Genomic DNA, 26,579 nt, shown 5'->3' on the forward strand with positions numbered 1-26,579 from the left:
AGGCGAATGAAATTCACGTATACAGCAAGCGAGTACAGCATACGTTCCCAATCTCTGCGGACGCCAAAGCCATCGATACCTGGAACATCGGCTTGAGCTAGGATGCGCGCCATGACCCGGACTCGATAGGTTACTCGCTCTCGTTTCAAGCTTGGCCGAGGCAGCTGTTGCCCTGGTCGGCCGCTATGATGCCGGTATTTTACCCCACAGGGTTGGCTCCGGACTCATATCAAACTCGTATAACAAATATCAGAAGGCGCTCGGGGCGTAGCCAGTCACCACAGTCACACCCATTTCACGTCCCAACGCCGTCATGGGATGGACCACTATCAGACCTTTGACCGACTTTTTCAACTTGCCCATGTCGGCCTGCTCGGCTTTGGTCAGGGCCCGGTGGAAAGCCAAGGCCTTCACTTCTGTGCCCTGCTTGCTCAGTACCCGGGTATGCTGGCCTTTCACGCTGGCAATCTGCTTAGTGACGGCGGCAATTTCCCGCTTAAACTGCGCTATGATGGCCGCATCGCCCCGCAGCTCTGCCGCAGCCAATTTGCGACGAAACTTATCTAATTTGTCGTTGAGCTGTTGCAGCTCCTGCTTTAAATTCATGCTGTTACCTTAAATTACCTATGTCAGCCACAGTCATAGTTCGGCACTTGGCCTGAAACTCTGTGTCAAGGTCAGAGATTATAGCAGCAAGTGTGCGATCCTCGTTACCGCTTTTCCTCAAGATAATGAATGATCTGTCGCAAGAACCCTGACCTGGATGACAAGTGCCCCAGGCTGCAGCCTGCGCCCTCTACCCAACTGCGGGGCCCGACTTGAATCGAGCGGCAAGTCGCCAGGTGATCATTCCAAGGCCGCAGCCAATAGATGAGCCACTTCCTTGACCGCCTTCTCCCCCGCGTCAATCGCCTCACCGGCACGGTGGAACTCCATGGTGCCTATGTCGCCCAGGTCCGGCAATATGAAGATGTCCGGCGGATCGCCCATCAGACGCGCACGTTTATGGCGTTGCTCTAAAATCTCCATGGATTGCGACATCACGGCCAGCATGCCGGGGTTCGACTTGGTGCCCAATGAAAACTTGTAGCTCAGATTGGATAGATAGTCCCGCCCGCGGGCCAGCAGATCCATGAAGCCCAAATCCTGCTGCACCTTGGCCAGCACTTCTTCCTCCTCCGAAGGCTTGCTGCTGGTCATGTCTACCGGCAACACCTGCAGGCGACCACGGCGCTGGCCGTTGAGATCCACGGCTATGACGATATCGACCTCCATCGCCCGGCAGACGGAAACAGGAATAGGATTGACGACCGCACCATCGACCAACCAACGCCCGCCCAGTGCAACAGGTGACAAGATGCCCGGCATGGAACAGGAGGCCCTGACGGCCTGGCGCAGATCGCCACGCTGGAACCAAATCTCCTGACCCGAATACAGATCTGTCGCCACCGCGATGAATGGCTTCTTCATCTGTTCGATGGACATTTCCCCCATGCGCTCCTGCAGCATATCGAAGACTTTGTCACCGCCAATAAGCCCCCCCTTGCGCCAACTGAGATCCATCATCCCCAGCACGTCCCAACTGGAAAAGCCGCGCACCCATTGCTCCAAATCCGCCAGCTGGTCGTTGGCATAGGCGGCGCCCACTAAGGCGCCTATGCTGCAACCCGCCACCTTATCCGGCTTGATGCCCAGCTCTGCCAAGCCATTTAACACCCCAATATGCGCCCAGCCTTTGGCGGCACCACTGCCCAGCGCGATCCCGACACTCGGGGAAGCCTTCTTCTTCATTTTCTTTATCCCCTTTCAAACGATACTCGTCTTGGCTGCAATCTGAGGTTCTTGCTCGTCCCAGGTATCAATACGCCCTGGTCATTGCCCCATGGCTCGCCGCCGCACCCGGTAGTAATCAATACCTTAATAACATCCAAAGCGCAGGTTCAGTTAATATACTATAAAAGCTCCCCCTGGTGCCCGGCATGGCTTAACGCCTCATGGCATCTTCCCCGAGGCCGTCACGCAAAATATGGCCGCAACAGACGGCTTATTGGCCAGCTTAAGTCCATTCTGCAGCAAAAGTTGCCCTCTCAGTCACCCAATGCATGGCCGCCGGCCAAAAGCACGCTATAATGGCCGTCCATTTTATCCAGGAGCACTCTCTTTGCAATTTACCGAATTTTCGCTGGACACTCGTCTGTTACAGAGCCTTAAGCACATGGGGATCACTGCCCCGACAGAGATCCAGCAACAGGCGCTGCCCGTCGCATTGGCAGGTAAAGACTTGATGGCCTCGTCCAAGACGGGCTCGGGTAAGACCCTGGCGTTTTTGTTGCCGGCAATGCAAAGAGTGATTTCGACCCGCGCCTTGAGCAAGAGAGATCCCAGGGTATTGATCTTGCTGCCTACCCGGGAACTCGCCCATCAAGTCTACAGCCAATTACGCCTCTTGGTCGCCAACACCCAATACAAGGCCATCAGTGTATTGGGCGGTGAGAACTTCAACGACCAGGCCAAGGCCCTGGCCAGGGAACCGCACTTCATCGTCGCTACGCCCGGACGCATCGCAGATCATTTACAGCAGAAACACTTGTTCCTCAATGGTTTGGAACTGTTAGTCCTGGATGAAGCGGACCGTATGCTGGATCTGGGCTTCGCGCCGCAGTTGAAGGCCATAAGTGAAGCAGCAGATCATAAACGCCGCCAGACCCTGATGTTCTCTGCCACCTTGGATCATGAAGAAATCAACGATATCGCCGCCACCCTGCTGAAAAATCCGGTTCATGTTGCCATTGGCGCCTCCCACGCAGAACATCTGGATATTCATCAACGGATCTTCCTCTGCGATCACTTGGATCATAAGGAAGCCGTCCTCAGCAAGATACTGAGCGATGAACAGCAGAAGCAGGTGATCATCTTCACCGCGACCCGCGCCGATACCGAGCGGCTGGCGACTAAACTGTCGAGTCAGGGCTTTGTGACCGCCGCATTGAGCGGCGATTTGAAACAGACGGCCCGCAACCAGATCATGGATCAGTTCAGCCGGGGCCAACAACAGATCCTGGTCACCACGGACGTGGCATCCAGGGGACTGGACCTGCTCAATGTGTCTCTGGTCGTCAACTTCGACATGCCCAAGTTTGCCGAAGAATATGTCCACAGAATTGGCCGCACAGGTCGCGCCGGCGCCAAGGGCGATGCCATCTCACTGGTCGGCCCTAAAGATTGGGACAACTTCAAGAAGGTACAAGTCTTCTTGCGCAAGACCTTCGAGTTCAGTGTCTTGGAAGGATTGAAAGCCAAGTTCAGCGGTTTGAAAGAGAAAAAATCCGCCAGCGCGAAAAACACGGCTAAAATCCATAAGCCGCTCAAGCAGCCCAAGGCCGCGACCCAAGCCAATAAGGCCGCCCCCTCACGGGACAGACGCTTCATCACCGGGGTCGACGTGGGTGATGCCCCAATGCGCAGAAAGGCCAAGGCCCAACAGGCTTTTCAAGCCGAAGAAGGGCAGGAAAACGACGCCGAGTAGCGGCGCCTCCTGTGGCTGCTGCAGCCTGGGGCCGAGATGAAATTAATTTAACCGCTAAGCAGGGAAACACTGTTCCTCGATGTTTTTCCCGCTACAATAGCGCCATTATCGATATTTTTAAGGTGTAACATGAGAGTCTGTGGTGTTGAATTGAAAGGTGGCGAAGCCATCATCAGCTTGTTGAGCTACGAAGGTGAGACCTTCAACGTGCCCGAGTGCCGTAAGGTCTCCTTCAGCGTTTCCCAGTCTGCCACGACGGAAGCGATGCGTGAATTTCATTTCGCCTTTCATAAGCTGATGCAAGACTACAAGGTCGATGAAATCGTCATCATAGAGCGTGAGCAAAAAGGTAAGCTCGCCGGCAGCGCCACCAGCTTCAAGCTCGAAGCCGCCATTCAACTCACCGAGCTGCCGGTGGCATTGCTCTCACCCGTGGTGATTAAAGAGCAGCTGAAGCGTAATCCGCCTCAGGTCGATTTCGACAGCCTGGACTTGAAGAAGGTCCAGCAAGCCGCCTTCGACGCCGCCTACGCCCATCATAATCGCCGTATTTTCGGCAAAGCATGAGCCGGTGGCACCCGAGGTTCGCCTCGGGTGCTTGGCTTCCCGGTTAATGGCTAATGCCCCACAAGCCAAAGCACTCTCTCGAGCCAAAATGCCTCACAAGCCAAGGCGCCGGGTCGAAGACAGCGACTCAACATACAACTCAAGCCCCCAACTCACGTCCGGACCCAATGCAACCACTCAAATATTTGGCATGCTACAGTAGCGATATAGTGCAACAAGTCCAGAGCCTGGTCGATGCCGGCACCCTGGGGCAAGTGCTGCTGCGGCGCTATCCCAGCCTGCACGACATTCGCTCGGACAAGGCGCTCTATGACTACAGCCAGGCGCTCAAACAGAGTTACCTGCGCCAATCACAACCTGTATCCAAGGTGATTTTCGATGACAAGATCAGCCTGAGTCACCAGGCATTGGGGTTGCACTCCTATGTCGCCAGAATTCAGGGGCGCAAGCTCAAGGCCAAGAATGAAATCCGCATCTCATCCAAGTTGAAACGTGTGCCTGAACCGCTGCTGAAGATGGTGGTAGTGCATGAATTGGCGCACCTCAGAGAGAAGGAACATAATAAGGCGTTCTACCAGCTTTGCACTCATATGCTGCCGGACTATCACCAACTCGAGTTTGACTTGCGTCTCTATCTCACCTGTGTCAACGCGGCTCAGTGTCCCTATCAAGCCATGGCCTGAGTCCCGCGCCTATGCCGCGCAGACAGGCCTGAACCAACATCCCCTTCCCTCTACTTCCATCCCTTATCCTCAAGCCGGTAAGACGCTTGACTGATAATGGTTTTCATTTAGAATATCGACCATTCCCATCACAGCACGAGAAGGCGGCTATGGCCAAGCCCGAGAAACGTCTGCAGCAGCTATGCCGTAAACACGCCAGGAAGGCATGGGTTCGTCAGTGGAAAAAACACCACTCTCAGATGCAAGATGGCATCAAATCGAAACATAAACAAGCCATCAAGCAAGACACCAAGCAGGGGATCAAGGGGCTTTCGGCGGCTATGCTGACGGCTCTGGCCAACGACGCCATTGGCCTTACCCGGCATGAGCTTGGCAAGAAAAAGCGACTCAAGCAGAGACTGAAAGCCTTGGCCAAAGCGCTGCTGAAGCGCCAGTCGGCCCCGAGATTGGAGGCCCGGGTCGCCACCCTGAAGCCCAGGCATAATGGCCGCAGTTTTGCCCTGCTGCCGTTGAAGGCCTCCCCCTGTGGTGCTTGTCCGGCGCTCAGTGGCGGCTTATGCAAGTGTGCCCTCAAGGCTGCGGCCGGCTCCAGGGCGAGCTGATCCATGCGCAATCGAGACTAAAAAGGCCTTTAAGCTTAGCTTAAAGGCCTTTTTAGTCTGTCCCGGGCACCCAACTCAGCCAAGATCCATCATCATGCGGCGACTGCGGATCTGAGATGTAAACTCAGCCAGTTCCTGCCTGGATAACTGGCTCGCCATGGGGATATTGGCCTTCATTGGATCTACAGGTCTGCCGTTGATATGGAATTCATAATGCAGATGGGGTCCGGTCGTGCGCCCCGTGTTGCCGCTCAGGGCGATAACTTGGCCCCGAGCCACCCTCTGGCCCTTGCGCACCAGGCTCTTGGACAAATGCAGATAACGGGTACGGTACTTATTGCCATGCTCTATGACGATATACTTACCCGCATAGGGATGATCTGTGACCAGTACCACCACGCCATCGCCCGGCGCGACCACCTTGGTGCCTATGGGAGTAGCGAAATCTGTGCCGTTATGGGGTGAGGTTCGCCCCGTGACCGGGTGTTTACGATAGGGGTTATAACGCGAGCTCAGACGATATTGCTTCGCCAACGGCGTGCGTTGGAATGCCCTGGCCAGGCTCTGGCCCAGCTCGTCGTAGAAGTTACCGTCCGTGTATTGGAATGCCGTGATGTCGCGACGGCCATTATGAATTTCTATGCCCAAGATTTGGCTGTTGCCTGTCGATTCGCCCTCAACATACTGATCGTTCACCAACACGGAAAACCTGTCACCGGCGCGCAGATCCCGGGAAAAATTCAGCTTCTCCTTGAGCAGGCCTTCGATACGTTGGATCTCGGCGGCATTCAGGCCCATCTTCTGCGCCGAGAGGTAAAATGATCCTTGGATCTCGCCGCTGACGATCCGGCTCTGCCATACGCCATCGACATTGAGCTCCTCGACGTTGAAGCTGCCATCGTCGAAGCGACTGAAAACCACTTGTCTGGCGGCATTGAAATACAGTTCCAGCTGCTGCAGCTGCCCCTGAGGGTCCAGCCAGAAGGTGATGCGGTTGCCGGGTTGCAGGGTATCCAATGCCAGCACATTCAGATCCGCCTCGAGCACCCGGTACATGGTCTGCTGATCGACCCCGGCCTTCTCAAAGAGCCCGCTCAGGGTATCACCGCCGACTATCAGATGCTCCAGATGCGGTCTCGTTTCCGCGCTAATGGGTTCGGCTTGTGCCGACGACTGAGGTAACAGGCTTTCAATATCCAGGGGGACAGGAATGCGTTGCGGTTTCATTTCCCTGGGGGATGGCCATAAGAGTGCGGCAGCGACCAAAAAAACAGTCATCAGCAGGAGTTTTCTATGGAGCAGGGGCAAGTTCTGTAGAGCGGATAGCGACATTCTCTGCGACATGTCGAAGCGTGAAATTTTACTCGTTTGCAAACCTTGCACCCTTATCTCAAGAAATAACCCTATCCGCCCGGCGCCAAGCCAACGCTGTCCCGACAGCCCTCTCAAACCGGGGCCAGCGCCAAGTTATAACAAATAAATTTCCAATCACAAACAAGATTAATCTTCTTTAAGGAAGTTAACATTAATGCACCCAGCCGCCGATATCCGCCACTCACGGTCAATCTCCAGCATATTCGGCTGTAATAGCTTAATTTTATTCAGATTCGGCTCAAGGCAACACCAGGCTTATCTCACTGCCCAGGGAGGTCTTATGTATGTCAATCCGAGTCGCTATCTGTTCCTTCATCTCAGAAACATGGGAAATGACCCCAATCATACGTCCGGACGACTGCAGATCCATCAGGGTGCGAATGGCCAAGTCCAGGGAGTCCTGATCCAGACTGCCGAAGCCTTCATCGATGAACAGGGTATCGAGTTTGATGCCGCCGGCATAGGCCTGCACCACCTCGGATAAGCCCAATGCCATCGACAGGGCCGCCATGAAGCTTTCGCCACCGCTCAGGGTCGCCACCGGCCGCACCTTGGAGGTGTAGGCATCCTCGACCTCCAACTCCAACCCGGAAGCCTTATTCCCCTTGGCCCTGTCCTCCTTGCGCAATAAACGATAGCGGCCCTTGCTCATCAGCTGCAATCTATGGCTGGCTTCGAGCAAGACATCGTCGAGCAGGACGCTGAGCACGAAACGCTGCAAACTGATCTTATTGCCCGTGTTGCCATTGGCGACATCCGCCAGCGTGCCTATGACGCCATATTGATCTTCCAGGATTTTGACCTTGCCATCGGCGATATGCAATTGAGTCTGGGTTTGCTTGAGTAAGCTGCTGCGGGTATGCAGTGCTTGCCAGGCCTGCTCCATCTGCGCCAAGTGCTGCCGGCTCTGCTCGAGTCTGAGTTCCAATTGCGCCACGTCCGGCATCACTCGCTCATCGAGTCTGGCCGTTAACTGGGCCATCTGTGCCCCATTGAGTGCACTCTGCTGCTGGTAAGCGTCAATCTCGCCCGCCAGTGCCTGCATCCCGGCGTCATCCAGCATGGCAGAGTGCAAGGCCTGTTGGTCAGTGAACCCCGCCTCAGTCAGTCGGGCGACCAGGGTTTGTTGCGCTTGGGTTTGCTGTTCATCGGCCGCATCACGCGCTTGCTCCGCCGCGCCCGTCGCCGCCTCGGTGGCGACAAAGTGCTGACTCGCCTGCTGCTGCCCGGCTCTGGTCTGTGCTATTTGCTGTTTCAGGGCCTCGAGCCCTTGCCGGTTTTCGGCTATCGCCACTTCCAGGGCTTCGCGGGTACGAAACTCGAGCGGTACGGTTTTTTCCTTCTGCGCCAACTGGCCCAGCAACGTGTCTACCCGGGAATGTAACTGTTGATATCGATCGCGATCGCGCTCCAGGCTTTCACTCAGCCCCGTCTCTTGCTGCTGCAAGACTTTGATTTGATTTTGCAACTGTTGCAAGCTGCGACTCGCCTGCTCGGCCGCATGCACCGCTTGCTGCAGCCGCTCGGCCTCATGGCTGAGTTCGGCCAGTCCAAGATGCTGCACCTCACCCAATGACTGGGCCAACTCATCGGCCTGTTGTTGCAAGGTCTCCAGCTGTTTCTGCAAGCCCTTGTAATCGGCTCTGGCTTTAGCCAGGGCTTCTTGGGCATGGCTTTGGGCCTGCTCGGCCGCCTGCAATGCTTCCTCGGTCGGCAAGGCCTCATGCCATGTGGCCGGATGCGGATGCAGCTCACTGCCACAGACAGGACATGGCTCTGCGGCGCGCAATTCACGCGCCAAAATTGCCGCCTGGCCTTGGTGCCAAGCCAGCTGCAGCGCTTTATAGCCTGTCTGTGCTTGCCGATGCTGGGCGGCGAGGGTTTGGCCCTCTGCCCCCGCCTGGGTTAGCTGCGCCTGGGTTTGCTCCACTTTCGCCGAGACTTGCTGCCATTGCTGATAACGCGCGAGCAGCTGTTGCTGCTGACTCAGGGCTTGCTGCAAATGCAGCCGGGTGTCGCTTTGTTGCTGCAGTTGAGGCAGTAAGGTTTCATGCTCACCGCGCTGCAGCTGAAGTTTTTCCAGTTCGGCTTTACCCGCCATCCCCTGCGCCTTGGCCTGATCCAACTCGCCTTGCGCCGAAACCAGCCCTTGCTTGAGCTTGGTGAACTCGGCGAGCTCTGACACCAAGGCATTCAAGGACTGTTTTTGCTGCTCATGCTGTAACAACTCTTGCTCTAGTGCCGGCAAATGTTGGGCCCGGGTATCGGCTTCCTGCTTCTGCACCCGAGCCTTTGCCAGTGAATCCCGGCATTGGAGCAGCTTGTCTGCGGCGGCCCTGAATTCAGTTTCCCGAGTGAGGAATAGCTCCCACAGCGGCTTGAGACGCTGCGCCTGTGTGGCCAATGCGAGTTGCTGTGACTTGGCTGTGATGTGCGTCTGCTGCGCCGCCAAACTCTGGGCCTCTTGCTCCAGCTTGGCCAGCTGCTCGAATTCCAGCAGCAGGTGCTGCGCGGCATCAACTGCCTTAGCGACAGCTTGCTGCGCCTCGGTCGCCTGTTCCTTGGCACCCTGGGCCGACAGGAGTTCGGATTCGACAGTGGCGAGCTGAATGAGCAGCTCTTCGGCGGACGTTAACTCAGCACTCTGCAAGATACCATCGCGGCGGCTGCGCTGCTCCCTGACCTGAGTGCGGATCTCCGCGGCCTGAAACTTGAGCTTGTCTTCTATCCTGCGGTAGATCTGGGTTTGGAATAACTGGCTGAATATTTTTTCTCTGTCTTTAGAGTCAGCCATCAAGAGTTCACGGAATTTTCCCTGGGGCAAGACCATGACCTGCCTGAATTGATCTGCATCCAGCCCTGTGAGTTGCTCGATTTCGGCCGTGGCTTCTGAGACCTTGCTGGCGACTAACAGTGTCTCAGTACCCTCGCTGTCGATCTTATACAGCTGGGCCTCGGGCTTGTGCACAGTGTAGCCGTCGCCGCTCTTCTTCAGCCTCGCTTGCTCTGGCACCCGGCGGATCCTATAGCTGCTGGTGCCCAATGCGAAGCTGAAGCTGACCTCCGTCAGCAAGGCATCATCGGCAAGATCGCAGCGCATCTGGCTGCCTTCCCTTTCATCTCCCGTGGTTTTGCCATACAGGGCAAAACAAATGGCATCGAGCAGGCTCGTCTTGCCGGCTCCCGTGGGACCATTGATCAAAAATAGCGGGTTGCTTCCCAGCGCCGAGAAGTCGGTAACCTGGGTGCCGGCGAAGGGGCCGAAGGCCGACATGGACAGAGATAGCGGTCTCATACTTGCTCTCCCTTATGCAATTCATCGATGAAACCCACCATTGACTCACGCTGCGCCTGACTCATGGGCTCGCCGGATACCTGGGAGAAAAAGTCGCTGAACATGTCCAGCTCCCCCTTCTTGATATGCTCGCGGCTCAACTCCAGGTTGGGCTTGTCTGCCATCAGGCCGGTGCGCTCCAGATGCAGCACGTTAGGATAGACGGCGCGCAGCTTACCCATGGCATCGAGGATGGCATGCCGATCCAGCAATCTCACCATGAGATAATCCTCATGATGAGGGTCGCTTTTCCCCGCGGCCAGCAAGGACTCGAGCTCGCCCTCGAGGATGCGTACATCATGCAGCGACGACAGCGGCAACAAGCTGATTTGAGGCCGGTTCTGGTCATCAAACTCGACAAGGGTGACGGATTTCTTCTGCAGCTGTTCGCTGAAAGAGTATTTGAGAATGGAGCCTGAGTACCTGATATGCTCCGCCCCCTTGTACTGGGGGCCATGTAAATGCCCCAGGGCCACATAGTCGAAGCCGGCAAATAGCTGAGGTGAAATCCTGTCTGCTCCGCCTATGCTCAACGGCCGCTCAGACTCAGACTCACTGCCGCCATCGAGGAAACAATGACTGATGACCACCTTGGGCAGGCCTTGGCTGTCATGGGCAGTCACAGCCGCCAGCAACACGCCCATCGCCTCTTCATGGCTGCCGACATCGGCTTGGAATACCTGCCTCACGGTCGCAGGATCTGCATAGGGCAACCCATAGAAAACGGCGCCGCCTCGCTTGCCATCGAGTCGTATCGGGGTTATATCCCTAGCCAGTGGCCCTATGATGTGCAGCCCGCTATCCGCCATCTGCCGCGCAGCGAACGCCAGTCTTTCATGGCCGTCATGGTTGCCGGCAATCATGATCACCGTCACCTTCAAGTCATGCACCAGACGATGAATCACCTCATCGAGCAAGGCGACGGCACTGGCTGGCGGAATGGAGCGATCGTAGATATCACCGGCGATGATCACCGCATCGACCTCATGTTCGGCGGCCAAATCGACCAGCTGCCCCAGGACATGGGCCTGATCATCGAGCAGACTCTGGTTATGCAGCTGGCGACCTATGTGCCAATCCGAGGTGTGGATAAATTTCATCGTGACTCATCTTAGTTAGAGAGAATGCGACTGCCACTAGGGCAACCAAAACCAGAGATCGTACTGACTCGAGAGCAACTTGACACTCATGGACAGCGACATGATAACCACCAGGGGCTTGATGATCTTAGTCCCCTTGGTGATCACTAACCTGGAGCCTAAGGTGGCTCCTATCGCCTGACCGGCCAGCATCAATAATCCCAGCAACCATACCACTTTGCCGCCGAGGGCGAAGAAGACCAGCGAGGCAACATTGGTCGAAAAATTCAGTAACTTGGCATGCGCAGTGGCCTTGGCCAAACCAAATCCTGCCAGCGAGACGAAGGCCAGGGCGAAGAAACTGCCGGTGCCTGGACCGAAGAAGCCATCGTAGAAACCGACACCCAAGGCGGCGGTGAAGGCAAATACCCCGGGCGTGAGCACCCTGTGACGGTCTTCCTCACTGATTTTCTTCGAGAACAGGAAATAGCAGCCTATGGCCAATATGAGAAAGGGCAGCAGGAATTCCAGCACCTTCACATCTATCCGCTGTACCAGCACAGTGCCGAGGGCCGCTCCGAGGAAAGCACAGCTCAAGGCCAGTTTGATCTGCTTGAGATCCACCAATCCCTTGCGGACAAAATAGAGGCTGGCGAAGAAGCTGCCACCACAGGCCTGTAACTTATTGGTCCCAAGTGCCGCCGTGGGGGTCAGCCCCGCCCACATGAGGGCGGGTATGGTCAAGAGACCTCCGCCGCCGGCGATGGCATCGATAAACCCCGCCACCAGGGCGACAGCGAAGAGGATCAGCGCAAGCTGTAGTGTGAGTTCAAATAGCATAGGATTATTTTCAAGGGTAACGAGTAACGGCATTAAACGCTCTTTGCCACTCAATTGCAAAGACCTGAAGCCTACAAGTGTTTATTAAATATGACTTAAGCCGGCTGATGCAACCCATCTGCCGGCTATCGGCAAGGAGCGGCCTGGGCTGAGGGGTACACGCTTGGCGCCAACATAAAAAAACCACCCTGGGGTGGTTTTCAGCGAATGGCTATCAGTGCTGACAGCTGTCGTCGCAATCTTCGCCATGTTCATGGTCGGCGAACTCGTCATCACCTTCTTGATGTTGCATCACGCCCCAGCCATCTGTCATGCCATCAAACTCGGCGGCGAAATCATTCAGGCGGGTCTCCTCGGCCACAATGGCAGCATACTCGGGCACCATGTTCAGGCTGACGATCAGTTCCCACTTGCCGAGTTCCTCACTGAAGTTGATTTCCAGCTCACCCTCAGGCTCAGAGCCTGACAGGGCTTCGAGGGCGGATTCGGCATCACGCTGATCATCGAACACCAAAAAGAAATCGACATCCAGTGCCTGGCTGAGATCGATACCCGCATCGGCCATGGCCGCCAGCATTTGACCGTTATCATCATCTGGGAATTGCATTGTTTGCTCCATATACTCTGGCTTATTCAGCCGCTACTATTTGCACTGACTCGCCATTGAAGGCAACCAGATCACCTGGGATAAGTTTCTTGCGCTTACGGGTTTCGACTTCGCCATTGACTGTGACCAAACCTTCGGCAATCACATGTTTAGCCTCACCGCCGCCGTTACTCATGCCCTGCACTTTCAATACTTTGTATAACTCTACATATTCGTCCCCGGCATGCAGGGGAAATAACGGGACTTGCTTTGTCACTTGAGTGGTCACTGGTTTAACGCCTGTTAAAGAAAACTCCGGTCATTATACCAGTAAGTTTGGCTGCATGAGGAAGATAAATAGCTTCAGAGCAACCTTTCCTCGGCCAACAGACCGTAGGCGCAATCGTCTATCCAGACATCGCCTATCTTGAAGTTATGCCTCAGAATACCTTCCAGTTGAAAACCGCATTTCTCCAGCACCCGCGCCGACGCCTTATTGTCTTGGGCACAATGACCGATAAACTTATGCACATCGAACGACAGACAAGCCCAATCTATCACGGCCCTGAGACTCTCGGTCGCATAGCCCTTGCCATAGGCCTGTGGCAGTAACAGGTAGCCTACTTCGGCATGAGCCAGGGCGAAGTCCTGGCAGTATAGTCCTGTGAAACCTATTATTTGCTGCGAATTTATCTCTTCAATCACCAGGGTTAACCATTCACCGGCCCCATAAACCCAGGGTTGACTGCGCTGCTCGAACTTGCTCCTGATGTTGGCGTCGGTTTCCGGTTGGCGCACATAACGATTGATGTCCGGATCTTGGTGGACATAGAGAAACGCCGGCCAATCCTCATCCCGCAAACATCTGAGTCTTAATCTGTCACTGTAGAGTTCAATCATGACGCCTCCTGCACTCCTCCTGCAATGAAAAACGGCAGCCTCGGCTGCCGTGTCATCATACTGAGTCAACTCAGTCCCGGCTGGTCACTTCCAGCAAGTGATAACCAAACTGGGTCTTCACCGGTCCCTGAACCTGATTCAGAGGTGCACTGAACACCACCTCGTCAAATTCCTTCACCATCATCCCTGGGCCGAAAGAGCCTAATTCGCCGCCTTGGGCACCGGATGGACACGATGAGTGTGCCTTGGCAAGTTGCGCAAAATCGGCGCCATCGGCTATCTGCAACTTTAACTCTTCACATTGTTCCTGAGTGCTCACTAACAAATGTCTTGCGGTTGCCTGAACCATGGTATTACTCCTGTATTAACCCGGACTCGTTTCCTTAAGTATTAATCCACAGCCAGAGACTCTTGGATTAACGAGTTACGAGTATAAAAAAAATTCATTAAATAACAAAGCCCAAAAACCGCCAATGCAGGCGGTTAAATAACGATTAGGCTTGGGTCTTGGCAATCCAACGGTCGATCTTCTTCTCCATCACGGCCAAAGGCAGAGAGCCAGAGGTTAAGATCTCGTCGTGGAATGCCTTAATATCGAACTTGTCCCCCAGCGCCGCTTCGGCTCTGGCACGCAACGCCAATATCTTCAACTGCCCCACCTTGTATGAGAGCGCCTGCCCGGGTATCGCCATGTAGCGCTCAACCTCGGCTATGATGTCGCTCTCGGCCATGGGGGAGTTATCTTTCATGTACTGGATCGCCTGCTCACGACTCCAGCCCTTGGCATGCAAACCTGTGTCCACTACCAGACGCATCGCCCGCAGCATCTCATCGGATAACTTACCAAAATACTGGTATGGATCGCTGAACAATCCCATTTCGATGCCCAGATACTCTGAATATAGGGCCCAGCCTTCCTCAAACGCGGTATAACCACTGAAACGCTGGAACTCAGGCACCCCGGTGAGCTCTTGCTTGATGGCTATCTGGAAGTGATGTCCAGGCGCCGCTTCGTGCAATGACAGGGTGGTCATGCCCCACTTAGGCTGTGCCTTCAAGTTGAAAGTATTGATATAGAAGACACCCGGACGTGAACCGTCCACCGCCGGTGATTCGTATGATGCCCCAGCGGCAGACTGCTCGCGGAAACTCTCGACCGGTTTAACCACATAATCGGCTTTCGGCATCGCGTTGAAATACTTGGGCAGAACACGATTAATCTTGTCTTTAAGCTGCATGTAGCCGTCGATCAAGCCTTGACGGTCAGCGAAGAAATATTGTGGTTCGGATGACAATGAAGCGAAAAACGCCTTCAAATCCCCTTGAAACCCGACCTGCTGACGGACCTTATCCATTTCACTCCGAATTCGGGACACTTCACCCAGGCCGATCTGATGTATTTCATCGACCGGCATCTTCGTGGTGGTATGGGAGTTGGCCAGCTGCTGATACCAAGCCTTGCCATTGGGCAAACCGGACCAGCCATCTGTGGCACGCGCTTCGGCTAAGTAGGTATTCTTGAAGTAATCCCTCAACTGCGCCAACGCGGGAAGGAGACGCTCGCCGATCATCTTTTGATACTGACTGGTTAGCGTTTGCTTATCTTGCTCGGAAAAGTCCTCTGGGAAGGCCTTGATGGGAGAATAAAAAATGCTTTCGGTCGGTGTTGCCACCAACTGGGCCTCCAACTGAGGGATGATACGTTCGACCAATACCCGAGGCAACACCACTTTACTGGCAATGCCTTCATTCATCCGTTGTTGAGATAAGGCAATCCATCCGATAAAGCCGTCGACCCGTGATTCCCAGTTATCATAATCCGTCACAGTCTTGAACGGCTGGGCACTTTCGCCACTGCCCAGTTGTATCATGGTGATCACTGTGCTGTAGAACTGGTTCATGGGCATGAAGCGCGCAGGATAGGTCTCATCGATTAGCGCCATGTCCCTGTCATAGCTGAACATATCGTAGCTTAACTGCAAGGCTTCAGGCAGCTGCCGGTAATCTATCTTTCTCACTTGATCGAAATAGTGCTGATTCAGCTCGTGGCGAGCCTTGAGATAGGCCTCGGTTAAATCACCGCCGAATTGATCGTTATAATCATTCACCCCGACGAAGGTGGCATACAGGGGCTCCAGCTTCAAATAATCCTTGAAATAGTCATCGACCAGCGTCAGATAAGCTTGCTCGGCCGACGGCTGCTGAGCCACTGAACTCTCAGCTGAAGCTGAAGCTGCATCCTCATGGCGAACCTGTGTATTGGTGTCGGTTTTAGAGCAGCCCTGCAGCCCTAATATCAAGGTCAAGGTTCCAGCCAATAAGCCTATCTTCATTATTTTAATTCTCCGTTCTGATGCTGACAGTGCGTGCTCTCGTCACTATGCTATCTCGTTAGTCTGTTTGAGTTCAGATCTCAATGTTTGCAAGCCACCTTCCTCAAGCATTTGCAGCACACTCGAGATTAAGAACAAACCTCTGAGCTGCCAAGATACCCAATAACCGATGCTGAGCGGTATTGTATCCGCCAGCCCCTATTCAGGAAACAGCAAAACACATGCGGTTGCATTTTTTGACCAAGTGCAAACAGTGCGACAAGCCAGTCGAGTACAAATTGGATACAAAGCAGAAAAATTTAAGTAAAAAAAAGCCCCTTACGGGGCTTTTCATCGAAGAGCATGACTCAAAGGGTCACATTGTGAATCCGAGCTTTCTCTTTAATATAAGAGATATAGCTCTTGGCACTACGTGCAGTCTTGCTATCATCGGCCGCTTTTTGGGCCCTATGATAAGCAGACTTATACTGTTTCAGACTCAGATGAGCCAATGCCAGTTCGAAATGCGCTTCACCTGGATGTTCCAATCCTGCGTCGAGCGCCTTTTCCAATACTGGAATGGCAGCAGAATATTTTTGATCCAGAGCCAACAAACGCCCTTGCTTCAGGTACAGCTTGCCGTCGTTATTAATCGCGGCAGCCTTACCGTAATACTCGGCAGCTTCTTTCAACTCTTTGGCATTATGGTAAAAACCAGCGAGTATTTCGAAACTTTTGGCATCTTCTTTGATCAAGCCAGACTGCAGATGCTTTTCATAGATCTTGGCGGCTTTGTAAGGCGAGCCTTTCTGGGCCAGCAACTGAGATAAACGTGTGATGTTTGCTCCAGTTTCCAAGAAACCATTCTTATAAGCCAAGTCATAGGTCGCCAGTGACTTGTCATAGTCTTCTGTCATCAGATAGAACTGAGCCAGCTGTACCCAGAGACGCTTATCATCCTGGAATAACGGCACCATGACTTCGAGCACTTTAACTGCATCTTTATACTTCTTCTGATTGAAGTAAGCAGTCAGCTTCATCTGGTACAGGCCCTTATCAGGAGACTCGGCCAAAGAAATACCTTTATTGGCTACTTCCAGGACTTTATCCCACTGTTTCAGCTCTGTATAAGCAATGCCTATGCGGCGAAAGATCTGTGCATCCGACTTACAAGTGAATTCCATCCACTTGTAATAATAAGGAATAGCTTCCTTAAACTTCTTTTCTTGCAGCAATAAATCTGCGTACAAACGAAGTGTCGCACCATGATCCGTACCGCCTAAAATATCGGCATCGACGGCTTGCTTGAGATACTTAACCGCCGTACCCATCTGACCTTTTTCGGCATAGAAATTACCCAACATACGGGCAATATACGCCTTGTCGAAGTCATTTCTGGCATTGGCCTCGAGCAAAATGGCTATCGCCTCGTCCAGCTGTCCTTCTGTGTAGGCTGCGAAAGCCTTCTGCACCTTCTTAGCCGCACTCTCACCCACAGCCTTGGATTGGCGCTGATCGATCGGACATTTTTCTGCCGCATTGGCAGCGGAAACCGCTACCAATGCGCCACCACAGACAGAGAGCAATAATGCCGTTGCGATATGATTAACTTTACGCATCTTTATCTGCCTCCTTTGTCTAAGGTGAAGTCCAATTGAACTGTCATACCAGGTTGCTTCAGTGGCTTGCCATCAACGATCTTTGGCTTGTACTTCCACTTCTTGAGGGCTCGAATGGCTTCCCTATCGAATAACCGCTTAGGTTCGGCTTTAATGACTTCTACGTCATCGACCCCACCCATTTCATTGATGGTGAAGCGCAACTGTACATAGCCTTCTTTACCGTCACGTGCCGCAGCAATTGGATACTGGGGCTCGATACGAACGATAGGCGTTGCATCACCGTCGCGCGTCATCATGCTACCCAGCTTAAAGCCTGTGCTCACACCGCCGGCTTGCACGCCACCCATGTTAAACGACATACCAGTGTCGATATTGGACGACGTATCTGGAGGTGTCGTATCAGGCTTAGGCGGTTGCTCCGGTGGTGGTGGTGGCTTAGGCACTACTCGTGGCTTGTTCTGTGCTTTTGAATCCTGTCTGTCCATGGTTATTTCTATCGTTGGCGTTTCGGTTGAGGTGTCGCCACGTTGTGCGCCACCTCCAACCAAAAATGCCATAAACCAGAACAGACCAAAAGTCACAGCAGCACCAATAATGATAGATACTAGTGCTCTTGGCATATTACTCGTTCCCCGCTGAAACCGAAATCTTATCGATACCCGCAGCCTTAACTTGATCCAACACCTTAACAACTAAGCCGTGGAGAGCCTCTTTGTCTGCCTGGATCAAGACTGCCGCTTCAGGTGCTTCAGCCAACATACGTTCGACGTTTGCTGTTACACGCTCGATATCAACCTGACGGTTTTCCATCATGATGACGCCTGTCTTGCTCACGCCAATAAAGATGTTTGCCGATGGTTTTGACGTCGCTTGTGAGGCCTTAGGTTTGTTATAGTCCAAACCAGATGGCTTAACAAAGGATGTCGTTACAATGAAGAAGATCAGCATGATAAACACGATGTCGAGCATCGGAGTCATATCAATTTGCGCTTCCTCGTCTACACTGGAATGCTTTTTACGTGCCATGTTCAATCTCTCTCTAGTGGTGCGGCATGCTGTCTTTTAGCTTTTCTAAACTGATTTTCATTTTCGCATCCAAACGAGTACTGAAAAATACTCCGGATAACGCTGCAACCATTCCCGCCATAGTGGGCATGGTTGCCATTGAAATACCAGCCGCCATCAAACGAGCATTACTCGTCCCCTGAACTGCCATCACATCGAATACTGAAATCATACCTGTTACAGTACCCAGCAGACCTATCATGGGACAAATTGCCACTAAGGTCTTAATGATCAGCATACGTGCATTCAAATCTTGTCTAGCCTGGGATACCCAAGCTTCACGGATGCGGTGCGCATACCAAGAGGTTGTGTCCTCTCTGGTTTCCCACTCGGATATAATTGCTTGATGTTGCTTTGGTGATATCCAATTCAGATACCAGTAGCGCTCAAGCATCAATACCCACATAAGAAACAGCACTGCCGCGACAAGCCAGAGGACATCGCCTCCGGAGGCCATGAAGCCCCTGACGGAATCCCAAACATCCATCAGGAATAGCATCATTAGTTAGCCCTCTTCTCAGCATGAGCGGCTATGATACCCGCGCTCTGCTCTTCCAGCACCTGGACGATAGACTTGCTGCGCGCGACTACGATTGCATGAAGCAACATCAATGGCAGTGCAGCAACCAGACCTTGAACTGTGGTGATCAGCGCCATAGAGATACCACCGGCCATCAGTTTTGGATCGCCAGTACCGAACAATTGAATCGATTGGAAGGTGGCAATCATACCTGTTACCGTACCCAACAGACCCATCATAGGCGCAATGGCAGCCAGTACTTTGATGATAGAGATGCGTGATTCCAGCGCTGGCGTTTCTTTCAGAATCGCTTCGTCAAGCTTCAGCTCTAAGGTTTCAACGTCGACATCTTTGTTGTCCTGATAGACTTTCAGAATGCGACCCAAGGCGTTGTTACCTGGGTTATTGACGTTCTTACGTTGGCTGTTCACTTTGCCACCGATGATAGTCAGAGTCACCAGACGCTCAAGGGCAATCAGGGCACCCAAAGCAAGCAAGGCAATAATGATATAACCGATAGTGCCACCGGCTTCCACACGTTCTTCGAAGCTGGCTTTGTTGGTGAAGATGTTCAGCAACACACCACGGGCAGGGTCAACATAAAACTTCTCATTCCCCGAAGTAATACCTTCCCAATCGCCAACCGCACTAACCTGATAACCGTCTGGCTGTTGTGACAATTGCTGTACTAAGCCTAAATCAGCATTGTAAACAACGTACTTGCCATCGGCAGTCAAGTTGAACGTGCCTATGCGGTGGATAGTAGTGTTGACTACGTTGCCATCGATGTCGGTAACAGAACCTTCAAATTTAACCACTTTGCCAGATTCAGCCATTTCGAACAGCTGCTCCTGCCAAAAACGTTCCAGCTCATTAATCTTGGGTAACTGCTTACGTGCACCCAAATCAGCGATGAACTTGTCACGGCCAGGGTACTGAGCACTGATGTTCGAAGCGTACAGTTTGCCGGCAAAGTCACCTGCTTCACCTTTAACCACACCAAACATCTCACCCAAGTCACCTTGAGCCGTTTTCAGATCTTCTTCCAACTGAGCAATCTTACGCTCGTTATCCAAGAAAGCCTGGTTCAGATCTTTACCGCGTTGTTTTTCAGCGGCCAGGGCATTCTTTTCTTTTTGCAGCAGAGCTGCCTTATCGCCACGCTCATTCTGGAATTCGCGTTCACGCTTTGCATTAGTCTTGCTCTCGTTAGCACGATCGACTTTAACTTGCTGCAGCAATTGGTCGATAGACTTGGGCGCATCGGCCGCACTTACCATACCGGCAGTTAAAGAGAAACTTGCAGCCAACACAGCTGTAGTGATTAACTTCTTCATTATTGTGCAGTCTCCGCAGCAGGAATTGGTAACGCGAATAGATCCAGAGCACCCTGTTTACGGGCTATACGAATACCCTTGGTGATGTCACGCAGATAGCTACTGTCCAGCTCATCCCAACCTTTAGTTTCTGTGCTGTACATCCAGGCAGTCTTCTGATCCAGACTTTGGGCATATAAGGCAACACGGCCTAAGTTAAAGAAGTCAACCAGCACTTCTTTACCATCCAGGTTCAGCTTACCTGTGTTCACTGCAACGAAGTTACCGTATTCACGCTCTATGCTGTAAGCATCCAAGATTAGACGGTATTTTTCGGCCAAAGTGACTTCGGCGGTATTGAGCAGGTTCTTCAAATTCTCGACACGTTCGGTACGCACCTGAGTGTTAAACGGCAGATCCAGCTTAACGAACTGTTCAAGCGTATCTACCATCTTGAACATCAAAGGCACAACGCCCTGACGCAGCTTATCGACACCGTTGATATCGTCTTGAATTGACTTCATTGACAACTCTTGGTCTGCAACCAACTTAGCGACATAGTCGTTGTATGATTTCAGCGACTCGCGTTCGTCGGCAACTGAACCATACTCGAAGAGCATGTCTTGTGCTTGGTCAAAATACTTATCGACTTTCTTCTGCGACGCTGCAGCATCAGCATGGATCATACTATCCGCTTTCTGCACGTCGGTAAGAGGATCCGCCATCACTAAGTTGCTGCCGGCTAACGCCAGCGCGCCAACAAGTGCAGTAGCGATTTTTGTTCTATTGCTTACCTTGGACATAGTTCCCAACCAATTTGAAGTGAATTAAAAAGGCTTAACTTACCAGCAACAGGCCTCAAGGTTAGATTAACCCGAAAACCCAGTACAGTAAGTCCATCTTTCTCTTGTGATTGTTAGTTTTTACCTTCCCTTTTCTATACCCTTTCAGGCATAGACCCGCTGGCATCATTTCACAAATTGTTGACCTGTGTCAACAATTCAGCGGGGCAAAAACTGCTTGGACCAGAAGGAAAAAGCACTGGGAACAGACGATCGACTCATTTTCGAACAATGCTATTGCTAATCGACCAATCCCGATAAAATCGGGTTAGGCAATCCTATTACGAATGATAAAAACCACCTCACGGCATGTTCTCATTTTCCATCGTCTGTCTACACAACAATACTAGCGTAATACCGCCTGCCATGCGCCACAGATCCATTCTGCTGACATTTCCAATTACGCTGGTAACCAGGAGATCTGACCATGAAGAAGAAACGTTTTACGGAAGAGCAAACCATTGGTGCCCTCAAGGAGCATGAATCCGGTTGCAAGGTCGAAGACATTTGCCGGCGTTACGCCATTGCCCAAGGCACCTTTTATCGCTGGAAATCCAAATACGGTGGCATGGAGGTGAGCGACGCCAAGCGCCTGAATGAACTGGAAAGCGAAAACAGCCAGCTGAAAAAACTCTTGGCTGAAGCCATGTTGGATAATGCCGTGTTGAAAGATGTCGTCTCAAAAAAGTGGTGACACCAGCGGCTAAAAAAGCCGTGGTTAGTCTGGCGAAGACAATACACAACATGAGTGAGAGACGGGCCTACCTGCTATTTTGCATCAGCAGGACGGCTACGCGTTATGTGGGTATTTTTCGGGATGATGAGGCAGTGAAATCCCGCTTGAAAGAGTTGGCAGTGCGCTATCCGCGCTATGGTTATTTGCTGCTGCATGGTTTGCTCAAGGCGGAAGGCCTGGTCGACAACAAGAAGCGTACCTACCGGTTGTATACCGAATTGGGCCTCCAGGTTCGTACCAAGCAACGTAAGAAGCTGATACGCCCCCGCATTCCCATATCGTTACCCAATGGTATCAACGAACGCTGGTCGATGGGCTTCGTTTCAGATCAACTGGCAAGTGGCAGACGCTTCCGGGTACTTAATATCGTCGATGACTACAGTCGTGAATGTATCGGGCAGCTTGCCGACGTGTCACTCTCTGGTGAGCAGGTATCACGTTTCTTGAAGCAACTGATAGCACAGCGTCAACGCCCGCAATCGATAGTCTATGATAGGCCCGCATAACTCACTGAATTATCTGTCACCCAGTGAATTTGCAAAACGGGTGACATGATGAAGGATTTTTCACAGTATGACTGGTACTAATAACCCAGAAGAAAGGTCACTAGATAGTATAAGTATTTGACAGGAGAAACTGATGAACTGAATTTGATCAGACAGCCACCTACCGAATCGGCCACTGTCAGATCAAGCCTGAGCCAGTACAACTAATACAAATCTGAAAAATGCTTTCAGAATTCTATTGGGTACTAGTTTGTGTTTGTCCTCTTTGCCAAGCCTCTCGCAAGTCTTCCTTACTCTCCTTGCGTAGTTCTTCTGCCAACACTCTTGTCATACAAGTGCGCCTCTTCATATTGCTACCTGTTTTTGCAACATACTCACATACAAGATCATGCTCTTTTTCCATTGCTGCTGTATCGACAGCAGACTTTGACGAGCAACCAACTATGAGTGCAATAAAAGTAAAAACCAAAAGTTTACGCATAAATTATCTCCGTATAATTTTCTAAAAAGTTATTACAGTATAAATATTAAAAAAGCATGACCCAGAACTGAGTCATGCTTTAAGTTACCAAAACTAAATGGTTAACTCAACGTTAGAACTTGACACCCACACCCACGTACAAGTGTCTGCCTGTAGTAGAGTAAGTACGAGGATCGGTATTATCATTGAAACCGGTGTCCGCATATGGTGGATCTTCATCGAATACGTTGCTCACGCCGAGAGTCGCACTCACGTTATTGAAGTAATACGTGAATCTCGCATCGTGAATAACCTGACTATCGATGGTACGGTTATCGCTCAAGTCGCTGAGATCTGGTGATTGATCCTCATCGCTGTTATCAGCATCGAACGGCTCGAGAACTTCACCGATATAACGCACTTTCCAAGAAGCTGACCAATCGTCGTTAGTCAACTGCACTGAGAAGTTTGTCTTCCATTCTGGGAAGTTACCGTCACCACCGTTACGACGGAACCAGCCGGCATTCTCAACAACAGAACCATCGGCCTGAGTGATATCGTAAGTCTGGTAATAGGTTGTATCCAAGTTAAAGCTCAGGGAACCTATCTGAGTATCCATGCTATATTGCGCATTGAAATCATAACCTTGAGACTTAACACCACCTACGTTCACATTACGGTTATCGATATCTTTCGAGTTACCGGCTAATGCACCAGAAGTGTAGCGAGTGATTTTATCACAAAACACCCCTTCGGTAGCACATTTATCCAGAATAAGCTGCTCGCCTATGGTGGTAATTGCATTATCCAACTGGATATCCCAATAATCGACAGTCATAGACAGACCATCGATAAAGTCTGGGCTATACACAATACCAACTGTGAAGGTATCTGCTTCTTCCGGCGTTAGATTTTTGTTACCACCTAAGGTCGAAGACAACTGGTCACCAATAGGCTCGAAGCCGGCTGCTGGCACGCCATCGGCGATACAGAATGCGGTTGGGTTGGTTGCACACTTATCTTTAACCGTTGGGCTGTTATCAGTATTACCCAGGAACAGGTCGCTGGTAGAAGGGGCACGGAACGCAGTAGAAACTGTGCTTCTGACCATCAAGCCATCGAATGGCATCCAGCGTAAACCTAACTTGTAGTTGGTTGTTTCACCGAAGTTATCATAGTCTGAATAACGCAGAGCACCATCAATTTCCAAACTTTCCGCACCAACGACGCCAGACAACAGAGGGAAGTTCATTTCGGTATAAAGTTCATCGACTGTATATTCGCCCTCTGTGCTCTGACGGCTTGAGCCTGAAGTAATGCCCAGGGCGATTAATGCATCAGGGAGATCTGCGCCATATTCTTCTCTATGTTCAGCGCCGAACACCATACCGATAGGACCGGCAGGTAAGTCAAATACATCGCCGAATACAGATGCGCTCAGTACAGACTGAGTATTTTCACCAAGGTCATGCGCCTCGAATGAAATGTAATCCAGCATTTCCTGGCTTATTTGGCTATCGGTACCTGGAATACCAAAAGTATTCAAAGATACGCAATCGGCAATTGGAGCATCGACGGTACCACAAACCACTTGGCCGTCAGCATTCATGAATGATGGACCAACAGCTGCAGAAACTTTTTCGAAGTTCACACCGCCGGCAGCATTAGTGAACGAACGATTTGAGCCGTAAACATAGGAGACTTCATAGCCCCAGCTATCGGCGAACTCACCGTTGATGCCGAACACGCCTCTGACAGTATCGACACCAAATGTTGAATCACGGCCACCGGTTTCGACGATACGACGACGCCAATCGGCGATATCTACACTGTTGCCTGAGGCATCTTTAGGACCAAACTGCTGGTTATAGTAGTTGTCAGCCGAATAAGTGGCATCTTCCCAACCGAAGAAGGCCAAAGGCGCCAATGGAATTGGAGCTAACTTAGTCTTGGAGGTACGACGGTTGAATGACAATTCGGAGAAGAAGCGCACGCCATCGGCGATTTCATAATCGCCCGCAGCGAAGAAACCATAACGTTCCTGAGGGGTCAGGTGATAGTTGCCAGGGGCATAGTTGTAGTTATCTTTACCCGCATAGCAATCATAACCTGTAGGGTTAGAAAATTGCGTGGGATCAAACTGGCCTGGGCCATTGGCTGCGCCGTGGGTAAATGATGAACATCCGTCGACATCGGCATCGAAACCGAGATAACGTCCCCAAGGTGTCGCAGAAGAGCCACCCTTGTTGAATTCACCCGTTTCAGAATCGAGATCCAGTTCAAATTCAGACCAACTTCTATCGCCAGACATCTGCTCAGTCTGCTCTGTGAAGTAGGCGCTAATGACGGCGTTACCCTTTTCAGAGTTAAAGCCCATAGTCATGTCTACTGTTTTGGTTTCGCCATCCCAGTTTTCTGTTGAACCATCATAAGAAACGTTTGCTTCGAAGCCCTCGAAGTCGTTGCGCGTAATGATGTTTACCACGCCTGCGACAGCATCTGAACCATATACAGCTGAAGCACCATCTTTGAGCACTTCAACACGTTTGATGACAGCTACTGGAATGGTACTCAAATCGGCAGAAGCATCGGCACCTGTACCTGAGTTCACCAGACGACGGCCGTTGATCAGAACCAGAGTTCTGTTACTACCCAGCCCACGTAAAGAGACACGAACTGCACCTGAACCACCGTTGTTGATTGCAGTGTTTGTAGCAGCACCAGCTACAGCAGGAATTTCTTGCAATATATCGCCAATGTTAGATATACCGGCTTCAACCAGATCTTCGCGAGTAATGAGCTGGACTGGGTTTGCGCCTTCCATATCTGCACGTTTGATACGTGAACCAGTAACTTCGATACGTTCAACTTTTGCGCCATCTTCGGCAGCGAATGCTGCAGGTGCAGTCAGCGCAGCTGCCGCACCGCCAATCAGTGCGAAGCGCACCGATTTAGCTAAAAAACTATTGTTTAACATTGTCTATCTCCCTGGACATTGACTGTCTTTCTTATTTTCTACCCTACATTCAATGCAGAGTAGTTAGATGTAATAAAGTGGCCTTTCTGGTTACACAAATTACACTTGCAGGCGCAATAAAATCACATTTAAAACACTTAATCAACATTTGGTGTAAAAATAACTAGGCGTCAGTCGCATACACTGCTCCTATGTTGTTAAATATATTGAACACGGCCTAGCCATACAGAGTAAATTTAACCATTAATCATTAAAAAACAAGGTGATAGGGAAATGTTGGTTTTGATGTATGTATTCGCTCAACAAGTGCACAAATATTAACCACAAATGAGCAGGCTAGACTCTTGCAAAAACATAGTGAAATCCAGCTTGGTATTGTTCCCTCGGAATTGAGCTCATGCGTGAATAGAACTCTCCCGGAGTACAGAAACCTCGAGGAAGGATTAAGAGCCCACGCTATATCAAAACTCAGATCCTGAGAAAATGAAAAATGGTCTTGCATTCTGGTAACAAGTACAGTTTCCATGATTAAATGACACTGTGTAGCCAACTGCGGACAGTAGCGTATCGTACTCACCAAAGGAAAAAAGTATTACCATGAGTCATCAGCAGCTGGCTAAGTATCAAAACTACCGGATTTCAGTCCTTTCTCGCTTATCGCTATCCACTGTTGCCATGCCAAGAAAAGTCAAAACATTGCTTGTGCCTGTAACCATGTCATGGAGCTTTGCA

Annotated in this window: 23 protein-coding genes and 1 pseudogene; 5 read left to right on the forward strand and 19 right to left on the reverse strand. The window is 51.6% G+C overall.

What is annotated here, in order from left to right:
- Window positions 1-249 precede the first annotated feature (249 nt).
- Together HC757_RS04345 and rssA are read right to left on the reverse strand one after the other, a co-directional pair.
- Entirely contained in the window at window positions 250-606 is a 357-nt protein-coding gene (locus HC757_RS04345; RefSeq protein WP_169563078.1) for a YibL family ribosome-associated protein, read from the reverse strand.
- 240 nt (window positions 607-846) lie between these two features.
- Window positions 847-1,791, reverse strand: a complete 945-nt coding sequence (gene rssA / locus HC757_RS04350) for a patatin-like phospholipase RssA (RefSeq protein ID WP_169563079.1) — start codon at window positions 1,789-1,791, stop codon at window positions 847-849.
- A gap of 370 nt (window positions 1,792-2,161) precedes the next feature.
- Here rssA and HC757_RS04355 point away from each other — a divergent pair, with 370 nt between their 5' ends.
- The 4 genes from HC757_RS04355 (at window position 2,162) to HC757_RS04370 (ending at window position 5,378) form a co-directional block, all read left to right on the forward strand.
- Complete coding sequence (locus tag HC757_RS04355; protein WP_169563080.1) at window positions 2,162-3,526, forward strand: DEAD/DEAH box helicase; 1,365 nt, start codon at window positions 2,162-2,164, stop codon at window positions 3,524-3,526.
- A gap of 129 nt (window positions 3,527-3,655) precedes the next feature.
- A complete protein-coding gene (locus HC757_RS04360) occupies window positions 3,656-4,093 on the forward strand; it encodes a DUF3010 family protein (protein ID WP_169563081.1) in 438 nt (145 codons plus the stop codon).
- Between the two features lie 167 nt (window positions 4,094-4,260).
- A complete protein-coding gene (locus HC757_RS04365; protein WP_169563082.1) occupies window positions 4,261-4,776 on the forward strand; it encodes a M48 metallopeptidase family protein in 516 nt (171 codons plus the stop codon).
- 149 nt (window positions 4,777-4,925) lie between these two features.
- Complete coding sequence (locus HC757_RS04370; RefSeq protein WP_169563083.1) at window positions 4,926-5,378, forward strand: hypothetical protein; 453 nt, start codon at window positions 4,926-4,928, stop codon at window positions 5,376-5,378.
- Window positions 5,379-5,453: 75 nt separating this feature from the next.
- Here the strand turns inward: HC757_RS04370 and HC757_RS04375 are convergent, their stop codons facing one another.
- The 15 genes from HC757_RS04375 to HC757_RS04445 form a co-directional block, all read right to left on the reverse strand.
- A complete protein-coding gene (locus HC757_RS04375; protein ID WP_425313947.1) occupies window positions 5,454-6,752 on the reverse strand; it encodes a peptidoglycan DD-metalloendopeptidase family protein in 1,299 nt (432 codons plus the stop codon).
- Window positions 6,753-6,990: 238 nt separating this feature from the next.
- Window positions 6,991-10,047, reverse strand: a complete 3,057-nt coding sequence (locus HC757_RS04380) for an SbcC/MukB-like Walker B domain-containing protein (protein ID WP_169563084.1) — start codon at window positions 10,045-10,047, stop codon at window positions 6,991-6,993.
- Window positions 10,044-11,186: an exonuclease SbcCD subunit D gene (locus tag HC757_RS04385; protein ID WP_169563085.1), complete on the reverse strand. Its 1,143-nt coding sequence runs from the start codon at window positions 11,184-11,186 to the stop codon at window positions 10,044-10,046. Before HC757_RS04385 ends, HC757_RS04380 begins: the two co-directional genes overlap by 4 nt.
- Before the next feature lie 36 nt (window positions 11,187-11,222).
- Window positions 11,223-12,005 (reverse strand): TSUP family transporter, encoded by a 783-nt coding sequence (locus tag HC757_RS04390; protein WP_169563333.1) that lies wholly within the window; start codon window positions 12,003-12,005, stop codon window positions 11,223-11,225.
- A 214-nt stretch (window positions 12,006-12,219) separates the two neighbouring features.
- Entirely contained in the window at window positions 12,220-12,612 is a 393-nt protein-coding gene (locus HC757_RS04395; RefSeq protein ID WP_169563086.1) for a ribonuclease E inhibitor RraB, read from the reverse strand.
- A 22-nt stretch (window positions 12,613-12,634) separates the two neighbouring features.
- Window positions 12,635-12,868: an RNA-binding S4 domain-containing protein gene (locus HC757_RS04400; protein ID WP_342343037.1), complete on the reverse strand. Its 234-nt coding sequence runs from the start codon at window positions 12,866-12,868 to the stop codon at window positions 12,635-12,637.
- Window positions 12,869-12,954: 86 nt separating this feature from the next.
- A complete protein-coding gene (locus HC757_RS04405) occupies window positions 12,955-13,491 on the reverse strand; it encodes a GNAT family N-acetyltransferase (RefSeq protein WP_169563087.1) in 537 nt (178 codons plus the stop codon).
- 70 nt (window positions 13,492-13,561) lie between these two features.
- Entirely contained in the window at window positions 13,562-13,840 is a 279-nt protein-coding gene (locus HC757_RS04410) for a peptidylprolyl isomerase (RefSeq protein WP_169563088.1), read from the reverse strand.
- A 145-nt stretch (window positions 13,841-13,985) separates the two neighbouring features.
- Entirely contained in the window at window positions 13,986-15,824 is a 1,839-nt protein-coding gene (locus HC757_RS04415) for a DUF885 domain-containing protein (protein ID WP_169563089.1), read from the reverse strand.
- A 347-nt stretch (window positions 15,825-16,171) separates the two neighbouring features.
- On the reverse strand, window positions 16,172-17,422 hold the full coding sequence (locus HC757_RS04420; protein ID WP_169563090.1) for a tetratricopeptide repeat protein: 1,251 nt from the start codon (window positions 17,420-17,422) through the stop codon (window positions 16,172-16,174).
- A 2-nt stretch (window positions 17,423-17,424) separates the two neighbouring features.
- Window positions 17,425-18,045 (reverse strand): energy transducer TonB, encoded by a 621-nt coding sequence (locus HC757_RS04425; protein ID WP_169563091.1) that lies wholly within the window; start codon window positions 18,043-18,045, stop codon window positions 17,425-17,427.
- A gap of 1 nt (window position 18,046) precedes the next feature.
- Window positions 18,047-18,451 (reverse strand): ExbD/TolR family protein, encoded by a 405-nt coding sequence (locus HC757_RS04430; RefSeq protein ID WP_169563092.1) that lies wholly within the window; start codon window positions 18,449-18,451, stop codon window positions 18,047-18,049.
- 13 nt (window positions 18,452-18,464) lie between these two features.
- Window positions 18,465-18,992 carry a MotA/TolQ/ExbB proton channel family protein gene (locus HC757_RS04435; protein WP_169563093.1) on the reverse strand — a complete coding sequence of 176 codons (528 nt, stop codon included), beginning with the start codon at window positions 18,990-18,992 and terminating at the stop codon, window positions 18,465-18,467.
- Window positions 18,992-20,347: a MotA/TolQ/ExbB proton channel family protein gene (locus HC757_RS04440; RefSeq protein ID WP_169563094.1), complete on the reverse strand. Its 1,356-nt coding sequence runs from the start codon at window positions 20,345-20,347 to the stop codon at window positions 18,992-18,994. Before HC757_RS04440 ends, HC757_RS04435 begins: the two co-directional genes overlap by 1 nt.
- A complete protein-coding gene (locus tag HC757_RS04445) occupies window positions 20,347-21,129 on the reverse strand; it encodes a DUF3450 domain-containing protein (RefSeq protein WP_169563095.1) in 783 nt (260 codons plus the stop codon). The genes HC757_RS04440 and HC757_RS04445 overlap by 1 nt, the downstream gene beginning before the upstream one ends.
- A gap of 466 nt (window positions 21,130-21,595) precedes the next feature.
- On the opposite strand from HC757_RS04445, the pseudogene HC757_RS19015 reads away from it, so the two are divergent.
- Window positions 21,596-22,398: pseudogene (locus HC757_RS19015) on the forward strand (transposase); the annotation flags it as partial.
- Window positions 22,399-22,645: 247 nt separating this feature from the next.
- Here the strand turns inward: HC757_RS19015 and HC757_RS04460 are convergent.
- Complete coding sequence (locus HC757_RS04460) at window positions 22,646-22,891, reverse strand: hypothetical protein (RefSeq protein WP_169563098.1); 246 nt, start codon at window positions 22,889-22,891, stop codon at window positions 22,646-22,648.
- 112 nt (window positions 22,892-23,003) lie between these two features.
- Window positions 23,004-25,847, reverse strand: coding sequence for a TonB-dependent receptor (locus tag HC757_RS04465; protein ID WP_169563099.1), 2,844 nt, complete (start codon window positions 25,845-25,847; stop codon window positions 23,004-23,006).
- Window positions 25,848-26,579 lie beyond the last annotated feature (732 nt).

The sequence above is a fragment of the Shewanella salipaludis genome, from assembly GCF_012911865.1.
GTDB classification, from domain to species: Bacteria; Pseudomonadota; Gammaproteobacteria; order Enterobacterales; family Shewanellaceae; genus Shewanella; species Shewanella salipaludis.